Annotated in this window: 10 protein-coding genes; 5 read left to right on the top strand and 5 right to left on the bottom strand. The window is 49.5% G+C overall.

What is annotated here, in order from left to right:
* The first annotated feature begins 101 nt into the window (after positions 1 to 101).
* Positions 102 to 347: a DUF6364 family protein gene (locus L6466_RS07885; RefSeq protein WP_091851843.1), complete on the top strand. Its 246-nt coding sequence runs from the start codon at positions 102 to 104 to the stop codon at positions 345 to 347.
* Positions 344 to 757, top strand: a complete 414-nt coding sequence (locus L6466_RS07880) for a PIN domain-containing protein (RefSeq protein WP_091851839.1) — start codon at positions 344 to 346, stop codon at positions 755 to 757. The genes L6466_RS07885 and L6466_RS07880 overlap by 4 nt, the downstream gene beginning before the upstream one ends.
* A 219-nt stretch (positions 758 to 976) precedes the next feature.
* Here L6466_RS07880 and L6466_RS07875 read toward each other — a convergent pair whose 3' ends face one another.
* From L6466_RS07875 to L6466_RS07860, 4 genes are all read right to left on the bottom strand, one after another.
* Complete coding sequence (locus tag L6466_RS07875) at positions 977 to 1,897, bottom strand: hypothetical protein (RefSeq protein ID WP_237803266.1); 921 nt, start codon at positions 1,895 to 1,897, stop codon at positions 977 to 979.
* Positions 1,898 to 2,520: 623 nt separating this feature from the next.
* The gene (locus L6466_RS07870; protein WP_091819218.1) at positions 2,521 to 3,792 is read right to left on the bottom strand and encodes a phosphoglycerate kinase; all 1,272 of its coding nucleotides are present in this window, start codon (positions 3,790 to 3,792) and stop codon (positions 2,521 to 2,523) included.
* Positions 3,793 to 3,918: 126 nt separating this feature from the next.
* Positions 3,919 to 4,986, bottom strand: coding sequence for a bifunctional histidinol-phosphatase/imidazoleglycerol-phosphate dehydratase HisB (gene hisB, locus L6466_RS07865; protein WP_237803267.1), 1,068 nt, complete (start codon positions 4,984 to 4,986; stop codon positions 3,919 to 3,921).
* On the bottom strand, positions 4,983 to 5,720 hold the full coding sequence (locus L6466_RS07860; RefSeq protein ID WP_237803268.1) for a hypothetical protein: 738 nt from the start codon (positions 5,718 to 5,720) through the stop codon (positions 4,983 to 4,985). Before L6466_RS07860 ends, hisB begins: the two co-directional genes overlap by 4 nt.
* Positions 5,721 to 5,820: 100 nt before the next feature.
* Here L6466_RS07860 and L6466_RS07855 point away from each other — a divergent pair, with 100 nt between their 5' ends.
* From L6466_RS07855 to L6466_RS07845, 3 genes are read left to right on the top strand one after another with little or no spacing between them, the layout of a single operon-like run.
* On the top strand, positions 5,821 to 6,804 hold the full coding sequence (locus L6466_RS07855) for a Gfo/Idh/MocA family protein (RefSeq protein WP_237803269.1): 984 nt from the start codon (positions 5,821 to 5,823) through the stop codon (positions 6,802 to 6,804).
* Between the two features lie 32 nt (positions 6,805 to 6,836).
* Positions 6,837 to 7,952, top strand: a complete 1,116-nt coding sequence (locus L6466_RS07850; RefSeq protein ID WP_237803270.1) for a DUF4421 domain-containing protein — start codon at positions 6,837 to 6,839, stop codon at positions 7,950 to 7,952.
* Positions 7,949 to 8,785: an N-acetylmuramoyl-L-alanine amidase-like domain-containing protein gene (locus L6466_RS07845; RefSeq protein WP_237803272.1), complete on the top strand. Its 837-nt coding sequence runs from the start codon at positions 7,949 to 7,951 to the stop codon at positions 8,783 to 8,785. The genes L6466_RS07850 and L6466_RS07845 overlap by 4 nt, the downstream gene beginning before the upstream one ends.
* Positions 8,786 to 8,803: 18 nt before the next feature.
* Here the strand turns inward: L6466_RS07845 and L6466_RS07840 are convergent, their stop codons facing one another.
* Positions 8,804 to 13,159 carry a translocation/assembly module TamB domain-containing protein gene (locus tag L6466_RS07840; protein WP_237803273.1) on the bottom strand — a complete coding sequence of 1,452 codons (4,356 nt, stop codon included), beginning with the start codon at positions 13,157 to 13,159 and terminating at the stop codon, positions 8,804 to 8,806.
* Positions 13,160 to 13,169 lie beyond the last annotated feature (10 nt).

Here is a 13,169-nt window from a genome sequence, read left to right as displayed (position 1 = left end):
TGATGTATTAAATATTGATTTGGAAATAACATTTTCTGTCTTTTGCATAGTTATATAAAAAATAAATCGTATCTTTGCAGCGGATTCAAATAATTGCAGTTATGGAAGTAGCTATTAATTCACAACTTTATCAGCAGGCTTCAAACTATGCTCAACAACAGGGACTGAACATCACCTCTGTTATTGAGAATTTTCTGATGCGTTTTGTTGGAGCCAGCAAAAACACTACAGAGCAGGCCGTTCCTGATGTAGTGCAGAGCTTGCTGGGAGCTGGAGAAAAAGTTGCCGAAGATGATTTGAACGCTCGTGAAGCGTATTACAAATTCTTGGAGGAGAAGTACAAATGACACGTCTTTTTTTAGATACTAATATTGTAGTAGACGTGTTGGAGCGTCGTGAGCCGTTTTGTCACGATGCTGTACGTTTGTTCACTATGGCTTATAATAAGAAGGTACAGCTCATTGTATCACCAATGACATATTCGACCGCCTCCTTCTTACTTCGTAAAAATGGTCCAGAAGGCGTTCGCAATCTGTTGTCGAATTTCCGCCAGCTTTCACGTGTTGCAACGACTAACGAACGAACAGTTGATGACTCGTTGGCTTCGCAGTTCAAGGATTTTGAAGATGCTATGCAATATTACACAGCTATCAAAGCCAAAGCTGACGTCATCATAACACGCAACGGAAAGGATTTTACTGCCTCAAAACTTCCTGTAATGACCGCAACCGAATATCTTGCAACTATTGAAGATTAGTAAGAATATTTGTCACTTCCTAGAGGTTGACGGGGGACTGGTAACTGCCATTCAACGGAAAAACGATACATCAAGATACAATAAAAGCTGGTCATGTGTGGCCAGCTTTTTATTTGAGTGAAAGAAACCATATGAAATGAGGTGACAGACCAGTCCCTAATCCTTCACTCTCCTTTTTTATTCAGAAAACTAGAGACAAAAATGATTTATCTTACTATACTATTGTCCATTTCCATATGTAGGTGGTTGGTGTGAAACATTTATACATCCTCCAAATAAAACATATAATAGAGAAACTCCCAATGTAAATGGAGTAGCTATAAGATTTCCAGTTATCACTTGCGATTTGTGCTTCTTGTATATTGCTCTGTTTAATCTGTCTATCCTATTTGCTTCTGTATAATCAGGTTCTCCTATTGACCTTCTAACTATGTATTGATTCGAGTTCTCATCCCAATGCCTTATTTCACTTTGAATATAATGTGGGAATTCACCTTTAGTGACTTCAATTGAATTGACGTATATTCGATTTCTACTTGTACTCCATTTAGCCATAGAATAGTCGAAAGAATATGGTATAACAAATTCTACAGTCTCAGGATTGTCATATGGTGTCAATGGATGTACACCATAATCTGTATTGAAAGGTGGAAGCTTGCGGATTTGTCTAATATTTGTTTCATTAAGCGGTAACTCCCATTTTGAATAGGGTGGTATGGTCATTGTTACACTTGCTTCATTAGTTTGTACATTATTAATAGCATCCTGGACGTTATTAAAAGTTGTACTTCTTGATGAACGTACATCTTTGAAAAGCTGAGTTGAATACCCATCATATAAGACAAAGCATTTTGATTTGTCGATGATCATACTTTTATTAGAACTATTGACAATAGTCAGCGTTGTTTTATAGTCGTACAATATATCATACTTAATGTCGAATCCATTGTAGTGACAAGTTAGTTTTTCGTTCTCTATTTTTGCATTTTCATCCATATTCTGAATGCCAAAGGAACATTTGTTATCAATAGTGGGGTATTTTAATTCAGGTCCACTTAAATATTGGGGAACAGAACAAGAAGTTAAAGCAAGTACTAAAAACAATAGTACACTCAGATAATTTACTAGTAGTTTTCTCATAATTTTAAGTTTTAGATTATCATTTTCCTGCTGCAAATATAATAAAAAAGATTATAAGATATATAGATAATGTAGAATATTTTTGGGAAAACTTGTTTTTTCTGTAAACAAGTTATATTTTTGTTCAAATTATCTATAGGATTTTATTAATGGCTATATGATAGCCCCCCCCCTTACAGGAAGGCTATCAATCCTTTTTGTTCAGCAACCTGAGCTAATGCCTGAGACTCAGCTTCGGCTTTCTTAGCGCGGGGCGTGCTCAATTTGCAAAGGAAAAAAAAGTAAAGGGCATAAAGGTAGCTAAAAGGAGAAGTCCAACAAGCATGGAGAATGGTAATGACACAGAATGCGCAAACATTCACCTGCAGCTGTTACAGTAAGCGCTCTAATCACTTCTACCTTGTTAGGGAATATCCAGGGTGTACCTCTTTAGATGGGATGGCCACCTCCTTTTGTATGAGGTATGGTGTTGACTTCCAATTTATGGCCACTGATAGAGCGTGCCACGGGACGAGCGTGCCACGGGACAGGTAACTGACATATTGATGTGTGATAATTAGATTGGTAAAAAAAACGGGCGTGAAAATCTTCACGCCCGCATTTTTTTGATATGTCGATGATTATTATTCACCCTTGATAGCTGCTACACCGGGAAGCACCTTACCCTCGATGGCCTCGAGAAGAGCACCACCACCAGTAGAGATGTAAGATACCTGGTCAGCGAGACCGAACTTGTTGACACAAGCTACAGAGTCGCCACCACCAATCAGAGAGAAAGCACCATTCTTTGTAGCCTCGGCGATAGCGTCACCGATAGCACGTGAACCAGCGGTGAAGGCGTCGCACTCGAATACACCGGCAGGACCGTTCCACAGAATAGTCTTAGCACCCTTGATAGCCTCTGCAAATGCCTTCTGGCTCTCAGGACCTGCATCAACACCCTCGAAACCAGCGGGAACCTTGTTGGCAGGGCAGGTGATGATTTCTGCGCCTTCCTTCACAGTCATAGTGCCGAAGTCGAGACCGTTGGTAGCTGTGCAGTCGCTGCCCAGAACGAGCTCTACGCCGTTCTTCTTAGCGAGCTCCTCAACACCCAGAGCAACATCCAGCTTGTCGAGCTCAACGATAGAGTCACCAATCTCGCCGTTGTGAGCCTTAGCGAAGGTGTAGGTCATACCACCGCAGAGGATGAGCTTGTCAACCTTGCCAAGCAGGTTCTCGATGATACCAATCTTAGAAGATACCTTAGAACCACCCATGATGGCAACGAAAGGACGCTTGATGTTAGAGAGAACGGCGTCAACAGCCTGAACCTCCTTCTCCATCAGCAGACCCAGCATCTTGTTGTTAGCGTCGAAGTAGTCAGCGATAACAGCGGTAGAAGCGTGCTTGCGGTGAGCTGTACCGAAGGCATCCATCACGTAGCAGTCAGCGTAAGAAGCGAGGGTCTTAGCGAACTCCTTCTGGCTGGCCTTCATAGCCTTCTTAGCCTCGTCGTATTTTGGATCTTCCTTGTCGATACCTACGGGCTTACCCTCTTCCTCTGGATAGAAACGCAGGTTCTCGAGCAGCAGAGCCTCGCCCATCTTCAGAGCCTTGGCAGCATCAGCAGCCTTAGCGCAGTCGGGAGCGAAAGCAACGGGAACACCCAGAGCCTTCTCTACAGCCTCGCGGATCTGACCCAGACTCTTCTTCATGTCAACCTTTCCTTTGGGCTTACCCATGTGGCTCATGATGATGACAGCACCACCATCAGCCAGAATCTTCTTCAGGGTAGGCAGGGCACCGCGGATACGGGTGTCGTCTGTGATCTTACCATTCTCATCGAGGGGTACGTTGAAATCTACACGTACGATTGCCTTCTTACCGGCAAAGTTGAATTCGTTGATTGTCATTTTCTTACAATATTATAAATTACAAATTAAACTGGTTGCAAAATTACTAATAATAATTGAAAATTGAGAATTGATGATTGAAAATTTGCTTTCGCACATCATTTTTTTATCTTTTCTCTCAATTATTTACAGCGTGCCCTTGGTGGAGGGCAACTGATAGTGGTCTATGTCGCGGCGTACGGCTGCACGGAGAGCACGGGCCAGGGCTTTGAAGATGGCTTCTGCCTTATGATGCTCATTGTCGCCATCGGCCTCGATGTAGAGGTTCATGAGGGCAGCGTCAGAGAGGCTCTTGAAGAAATGGAAGAACATCTCTGTGGGCACGTCGCCTACACGTTCGCGATGGAACTCTGTCTTCCAGATGAGCCAGGGACGTCCGCTGAAATCGAGCGTCACATGGGCATGACAGTCGTCCATAGGCAGGGAGAAACCGTAGCGCTCGATGCCGCGCTTGGAGCCCAGCGCCTTGTTGATGCACTGACCCAGGGCAAGGGCAGTATCCTCGATGGTGTGGTGCTCGTCAACGTGGAGGTCGCCCTTGGTATGAATGAGCAGGTCCATCTGCCCGTGGCGTGCTATCTGTTCAAGCATGTGGTCAAAGAAACCCAGTCCGGTCTGGATATCGGCCTTGCCTGTGCCGTCGAGGGTGAGGCGCACGTGGATATCGGTCTCCTTTGTGGTGCGTACGACCTCAGCGGTGCGTTCGCCGTCAAAGATCTGTTCGGCTACCTGCTTCCATGAGAGGGTGTCGCTGAGGATGAGTGACTTACAGCCGATATTCTGAGCAAAGCGGGCATCGGTCTCACGGTCACCGATGACGTAGCTGTTGGCGATGTCGTACTCGGGATCGTTCATGTATTTCTCTACCAGTCCGGTATTGGGCTTGCGCGTAGGAGCATTGTCCTCAGGGAAATGGTTGTCAACGAGGATGTCGTCGAACTCGATGCCTTCGCCCTTGAGCGCCTCAAGGATGAAGTTGTGGGCTGGCCAGAACGTGTCCTCAGGGAAAGAACTGGTGCCCAGTCCGTCCTGATTGCTGACCATCACAAAGCGGAAGTCGGTTTTTTCACGAAGGAATGCCAACCAGCGGAAGACACCCGGCTTGAACTTGATTTTCTCGAGCGCGTCAACTTGCTCGTCGTGAGGCTCTTCTACGAGCGTGCCGTCACGGTCAATAAAGAGTATGCGTTTCATAACTTAATACGTTTTCTTTCTTTTTCCAGCGTATCGATGCTTCCATAGGCATAATAGAAGGGGAACACCGTGATGAGGTGAACGTATGCCTGGATGAAGCCTGCGATGACGAAAGCGGCGAAGGTGAGCTTACCCATATAGTCGGGCATGCCCAGAGGGTCGCCTGCGGCAGCACCTGCATAAGCCTTGATATTGGCAATGCCAATAATGATAGCCGGCAGTTCACAGAAGAGCGTGAGCACGGCGGTGAACAGCAGGGTTATGAAGAAGGTGGCGAAGAGGGTGCCGAAATGACGCAAACCGGGACGGAACAGAAAGCAGACCGACTTCCATAGCAGCTTGACATACCACAGTCCTGGCCATACGCCCCACCAATGAGCCGGACGGGGAACGGTGCCCGTGGTCTTATGCTCTCTGCATGCCCAGAAAGCCGTTGATGCCAGGAGCAAGGCTGCCAGCACAAAGAGCAGTTGGGCTGCCAGCGTCAGGCAGGAGGCCATCAATACGGCCCCCCAATTGGTTGCAGAGAATGCGGGCAGGGTTACGACAATAGGCAGAAGGTCACTAATGAACAGGTATGTGGCCAATGCGAAAACCAGTGCATAGATGATGGCTATAGGCCAGGATGCACGGAACAACTGTTTGAAGTTCTCGGTATAAAGTTGATATGCATCATAGAAGATGGAAGCAATGCTACGCGTCTTCTGAAACATTAAATCTTCCTTCGTTTTCATGTCTTTGTATCAAAAATTGTTGCAAAGGTACGAAATAATTATGAATTAAGAATTAAGAATTATGAATTAATTTGTACCTTTGCAGAAAATTTACATTCCTATGAAGAAACTAAGGTGGGGATTTATTGGCTGTGGCGAGGTCTGCGAACTGAAAAGCGGTCCGGCCTTCGCAGAGGTGGAGGATTCCACAGTGGTGGCTGTGATGAGCCGCACGGAGCAGAAAGCCCGTTCGTATGCCGAGCGTCACGGGGTGCCGCGTTGGTACACGGATGCTCAGGAACTGATTGACGATCCCGATGTGAATGCCATCTATGTGGCCACACCGCCATCCAGTCATGCTACATACGCCATCATGGCAATGAGGGCAGGCAAACCTGTTTATGTAGAGAAACCGCTGGCCTCGAACTATGAGGACTGTATCCGCGTGAACCGTGTGTCGGAACAGACGGGCGTTCCGTGCTTTGTGGCTTACTACAGACGTAATCTGCCGTATTTCCAGAAGGTGAAGCAGCTGGTGGAGCAGGGTACGATAGGCGACGTGATTAACGTACAGATACGATTCTCATGGCCGCCTCGTCCGCTGGACTATGCCCATCCGGAGAACCTGCCCTGGCGACTGAAGGCCGACATTTCGGGTGGTGGCTATTTCTACGACCTGGCTCCACACCAGATAGACCTGTTGCAGGATATGTTTGGCATAATACTGGAGGCGCGAGGCATCTGTGCGAATCGTGGCGGCCTGTATGAGGCAGAGGACTCGGTGAGCGCCGTGTTTCAGTTTGAGAACGGACTGCCGGGCAGTGGCTCGTGGTGCTTCGTAGGACATGAGTCGGCTCGTAACGACCGCATACTGATTATTGGCAACCAGGGGTCGCTGAGTTTCTCGGTGTTCAACTATTCGCCTATAGAGGTGCACACCAGTGATGGCACGCAGCGCATTGAGGTGCCCAATCCGCAGTATGTGCAGTATCCGCTGATCAAGAATGTGTGTGAACATCTGCTGGGACGCGGCATCTGTACGGCAACGAGCGTGTCGGCAACATCCATTAACTGGGTGATGGACCGCATCCTCGGGAAATATTAAGGCATATTATATAATAAGGATAACAGTATACTTTGAAAAAACTCGTTTTAGGACTGATGATGATGATGACGGCTCCTGCCTGTGCGCAGGAGACGATCCCTGTGGTGCTGGATTCCGTGAAGACAGACACCGTGGTGAAGAGTGCGCCCCGGAAACTGGGACTGATTCGCCGCATCATCCGCGGGTTCGACAAGGTGGACGAGCGCTACATAGAACCTCAGCATTATGTCTATGCGGCGATGCTTCAGGGTACGCGCAACTACGATTACTATACACTCCGCTCGGCGGGCGACAACAGGCAGTCGATTTCCTTCTCGCCTGACTCGGAGGTGCGCCTAGGTCCGTATGCCGGATGGCGATGGGTGTTTCTGGGCTATACGCTGTCGCTGGAAAACCTGTCGGTGAACAGTCATAAGAGTGGGTTTGACCTGAGCGTGTACAGTTCGCAGATAGGACTGGACCTGTTCTACCACCGCACGGCACGCGACTTTAAGTTGCGCGACGTGAACCTGGGGCATCAGCAGGACTACTCGGCACTCAACAACGTGTCGTTCGATGGGTTTACCACGGACATCACGGGTTTCAACTTTTACTATATCTTTAATCACGGAAAGTTCTCATATCCAGCAGCTTTCTCACAGAGCACGATACAGAAAATCAGTTGCGGTTCGTGGTTGGCCGGCTTTGGCTATACCCAGAACTCGTTTGATCTCGACTATGAGCTGCTGCAGTCGGTCATCGACGAGAAAATGGGTGCGAAGCGCGTGGAACTGGACAGCGCTTTGCAGTTCAGGAATATCAAATACGTGGATTTCAGCCTGTCGGGCGGCTATGCCTACAACTGGGTGTTTGCACGCAACTGGCTGCTGGGTGGCAGCATCCAACTTGCCGCCTCGCATAAGCGCAGCACGGGTGAGATGAGCGACAAGAAAAGTAGGAGCTTCAGTATCCAGAACCTGAACCTCGACGGTATCGGACGTTTTGCGCTGGTATATAACAACATGAAATGGTATGCAGGCTGCAGTGTGGTGATGCATACCTATAATTATAGCTTGTCGCAATTCTCAACGAATAATACGTTTGGCTCGGCTAATCTGTATGTGGGAATCAATTTTGGCTTGAAGAAGAAATACAGGGAGAAGAAATGAGACACAGACTGAGTGTGGTAATCATGCTGCTGGTGCTGACGGGTGTCGGCACCTATGCGCAGAAGGAAACGGACAGCATCTTCATAGAGCGGGCGTTGCGACAGGCGCCGAGTGGGGCAGGGACACTGCATTTCGCCCGCCTGTTGATGGGCAGGCCCTATATAGCGCATACGCTGGAGGTGAACGACGAGGAACAGCTGGTGGTGAATACCCGTGAGCTGGACTGCACCACGCTGGTGGAGAATGTGGTGGCGCTGACGCTCTGTCATGAGCAGAAGAAAATGAGCTTTGCCGATTTCCGTGAGGTGCTGCAGCGAATCCGTTACCGCGGGGGCGTCATCGACGGCTATCCCTCACGTCTGCATTATTTCACGGACTGGATTATAGACAACAGCAGGAAGGGCATTGTCAGCGAGATACAGCAGAAGAAAGCACCCTTTACGTCGGTACAGACGGTTAGCGTGAACTATATGAGCAGGCATCCGCAGTCGTACAAGGCGCTGAAGGCCCATCCACAGTATGTGTCTGTGATTGCCGGACAGGAGAAACTGTTGACCGGCCAGAAGTTTCGCTTTATCCCGAAGTCGGAGATACGCAATAGCAAACTGCTTCGCTCCGTGATTCACGATGGTGATATCCTGGCTATCACCACATCGAAAGCCGGACTGGATATAGCGCATCTGGGATTTGCCGTGTGGAGAAAGGATGGACTGCATCTGCTGAATGCGTCGCAGATACATCATCGAGTGGTGGAGGAGCCCATGACATTCCGCAAATACCTCTCAAAACATCCGGCACACACAGGCGTCAGAGTCATTCGTCTTAACAACTAAAACTATCGTCTTAACTCCTTACTCCTTCTTCATCTTCCTCCAGTTGAAGAGCTCTCCGATGCCGTTGAAGTCCTTCTTCATAATCAGACCCACACCCTGCGTATTCAGGGAAGAACGGGTGAAATAACGGTCGTTGGTCTGATTATATACTTTTAATGCCAGATTGCCATTAGGGTTCAGCAGATACTGGATATCGAAGTCGCCAATGAAAGAGGTGGTGGTCTGAGTGGCGTTGTCGCGATAGCCGAACTGGCCGTTGATGAGCAGGCGGTTATTGAGCATGCGTCCGCTGACAATACCCTCGTACTCGGCATTATGCCATCCCTCGTCACCCGTAGAGATATTCGCACCAAAGTTCCAGTCGCGCGACTTGATGACCTGCGACAGCACCTCGTTGATCTGGGCAGACACGGTACCCGAGAGGAAAGACTGCATGGCCAGTTGGGTCTGTCCGTATTCCTGCGTCTGTGAGTTATTGGTGCCCTGCGTGTAGAAACGGCCGATACCGAGGAGATAGAGCACCTGCTGGTTCATCTCCTGTTCGCTGGCAATGACAGAGCGGATCATCTGGTTTTCCTCCGCATTCACATTGGGCAGTTCGAAGTCGAAGTCAACATGTGGCGACTCAGGCGTACCCTGGATATTCATCAGACAGTTCACACGGACGGTATTGCTGGCAAAGGAAGTGCCGAGGTTCAGGTCGGACAGCGACACACCATTCACCGTATACTGTGCCTGCAGGTTCAGATTGGCATGCAGCGGATCTCCTCCAAAGATGATGGTGCCACCATTCTGGAAGGTGAAGTTCTTCTTGATGATATTCTGGATGGTGATGCCATAGGTTCCACTCTCAACGGTATAGGTACCAAACATATGGAACGGACCTTTGTTGTAGAACGACGCACGGATGCCGCCACTGCCATGGAGCGTGACGTAGTCGTTGGTCTTGGAGTCCATCAGGATGCGGAGCGTACCCTGGGGCGTGGCGTTGATATTGAAGTTGATATAGATATTCGTGGACGAAGCAAGATCCTCCTCGGTGTCCTCGCTATGACGAGAACGTATGCCGGAATGATCCACCCAGGTGATAAACTCCTGTTGGCTGATGGCGTCGGGGTTGGTGGCATTGTAGGCAAAGACCGACTTGGCCTCGGGGGTTACGGTACAGTTGATTACGACCTCGCCGGGACGTCCGTGGAGGTCGGCAGTACCCGTGGCATAGACCGTACCGCAGACGATGCCGCCATTGAAATCGTCGAAGTCGTAGGCCAGCAGGTTCTCGGCCGTGATATCCACGTCGAAGGTGAAGTCGGAGAAATGGTCGTGGTTGATGCTGCCATTCAGCGTGCCCTGATGTCCCTCTTTGTCGGCTATGGTGCACTGGTTCAGCAGGATGCGGTTGGGAATCAGTCGGACAGTATCTTTCTGAAGCGTGTATGTGGTGTTCAGAGCTGTCACGGTGGCCTTTCCGTCAACGATGAGGTCGCCAGTCAGGTTGAGTTCCGAGAGGGGACCGTAGAGCACCACGTTACCATAGGCATTGCCGCTGACATCGTGCAGGAAGGAAGATGTGAAGGACTGGCAGAACTCGATACTGGTACCTGCTGCCTGGATATTCAGGTTGATATCCTCCCTGACGGGTGAGATATAGCCGTTGATGAAGGTCTTTGACTTTGCCCCGTTGTCGGCAATGGCGTCGATGTCAATCTGTTTCCCGGCCTTATTCCATCTGGCGTTGGCAACCAGCGTGCCCATGCGGCCCGACTGGAAGCGGAACTGATCGACGGTGAGGTCGGTGCTGCCCTCGATATCGTCAAAGACCTGAGAGAGGGTAGCGGTACCCGTGGCCAGACCATCGAAGCTCACGGCATCGAAATCCACCAGGTCGAGGATGTATGCCACATCCAGTTCCTTGAGGTCGATGGTGATGGCATCGGCAGGCGACTCAGAGGCAACACCATCGATAATCAGGTGCTGGCGCTCATGGTTGATCGTGAAATGATCCACCACGAGGTGCTTGGCTGAATAGAAGATGTCGCAGGGCTCGAGATTCCAGGGCTTCTCGCGTACCGTCATCACAGAGGGGAGCACACGGATATGTGCTTCGGCCTTTCCCTGCTCGTTGGCATAGAGTTCGGTAATGGTATTGATGGTACCGCTGGTGGAGTTGACAGGTTCCAGCAGGTTGGCCTTGTTCCAATGGAGCGAGGCAAAGATATGGTTGTCGGCCGCCGAACCATTGAGGTCGATATCCATGTACTCTTCCTCCGCCATCACCTTGGTGAGGTTCGCCTGATAGTTCATGGTGTCGGCCTTGGTAGAGATGCTGATGGTGGAGTTCATATAACGATTACCGTTATAGGTGAACATAGGCAGTTGTCCCTCTACATCCAACTGCTTATGCTTATCGTCGACAGAGGCTGTCAGCGTCAGCGGACGCTCGATGCTGAGGGGTACGTTCAGCAGTTTCTGCATCCAGTCAGTATCCGTCATCGTGAGTTCCACCGTGAAGTTATTGTTCGTAGGCTGCGTCGCCTTGGGCAGGTTTGGCAGCGTGGGCATCTTAGAAGCGATATAGTTGATGAAACTCTGGGGTAGGGTGTTCCAGTCGAAATCACCCTTGATATCAGCCTCGCCCATGTCGCCCTTCACATTCACGAAATGCAGATGGTCATCATAGCCTGTCATCACCTCCAGGTTTTTCATGAAATAATAGCTGCCGATGGAGTCGTCGGCCTGCATCTCGAAATCGCTGAGGGTTAAACTGCCCTCTGCGTCATTCAGGTTGTTGGCGATGAAGTCGGCATTGATACAGGCAGAGAAGCGGGTGTTGCCCCATTCGTCGGAGAGGTTGAGCGACTGGGGACGCAGGTCCTTGATGAAGCCCTCCAGTCTGACGGCATACCGGTTGCCCTTGCGCAGTTCGCCCGTGAGGTCGGCAAGGACATTGGGATCGTCCACCTTCAGCGAACCGGCGATATCTCCATGATGATACGTACCGTTTATGTTTATATTATGGTAGGGATAGCTCTTGTATTCTATCAGCGGGATATTGCCTTCGGCCGTGAAACTGTCCTTACAGCCTCTGATACTGATATTGGTGGCAAGCGTACCCAGTTCGTCGTTGTCGAGAATCTTGCCCAACAGGACGGACTCAGTATCCAGATGACCGTCGAACTGCTCGTCTTTATTCATGGAGAATGCGAGAACGATATTACCGACGTCAGAACGGATGTCGGCATTCGTACGGATGGTGCCGGCATCGTCCTTGCTGACATTTCCATCCAGATGGATATCGCCAAGACGCGTCAGTTCATCGGGCAGCCCGTCAAAGGCCTGTTTGCATTGGCTGATGAATGCCTGTGAGATATGGAGGCCGGGCGTAGAGAATGCCCATGTATTGTTGCGCATAAAACCATTTCCCTGAAGCTCAAACGACTTGTCGCTGGTGGTGACGGTCAGGTTGGAACACTCGAAGTTGCTGCCAATGCCCTTCAATGACGTGTGGATGGAGAATGTCTGGGGGAATTCCTTGAGCGCCGGCAACAGACAGGTGATGTCTGCTGGTGTCAAGGCAGATGCATTCACCACGGTCTCGTATTGGATGGTTTCTGCGATATGTTCCTTGTCGTAGGTGGCATGAATGGCATCGATAGTTACCGCGGAATGTGGCATCTGCAAACGGAAATCCTTGAGTTCGGCCTGATGGTCATTGGCCTCCACGGCAAGTGACAGACGGTTGATCTTCAGGCCCGACTGCTCCTTGAAGGTCAGTCGCTTGATGTTGGCATTGAGCGAGTCGGACTGAAACTCTTTCAAGATGATATGAGCGCTGATATCGCTGACCTTCAGGTGACGGGGATTGAAGACCTGAGGCGTCAGAGGCACGTCTCTCTGGTTGTACGCGATACTGGAGTGACGGATGATGAGTGAGTTGATGCGCAGGTTGATATTGCTGGGCTCATCATTGTCCTTAGAGGCCAGTGAGTCGAGAACGAACTGAAAGTTGGGTGTCGCCAGCGAATCTGTTTTATAAAGGTTCGCGTGCGTACCGAAAACTTGGGCTGACGAGATGGAGATACGTCCATAGGTCAGGGGCATGAACTCAATCTTTGCCGTGAGGCGTCCTACACGCAGCATCTCTTCCTGCTGCTGGTCGAGAATCAGCACGTCGTCCAATATTACACGATTGGGGAATCCCAGTTCGACGCGCTCAATCTTCACGTTGGTACCAATCTTTTCCGACAGGATATCTGCTATCTGCTGACCCAGGAAATGTTGGATGAAAGGAAGGTGAATGAGCACAAAAATTAAACCATAGAGAGCCATCAGGCTCCATACGGTCCAGTTGGTTATGTGCTTCAATTTATTCACTTTCTGTAAA

This window comes from Prevotella communis (assembly GCF_022024175.1).
Classification (GTDB): domain Bacteria; phylum Bacteroidota; class Bacteroidia; order Bacteroidales; family Bacteroidaceae; genus Prevotella; species Prevotella communis.
The sequence above is the reverse complement of the archived record's forward strand: the minus strand, read 5'-3'. Positions and strand labels throughout refer to the sequence as shown.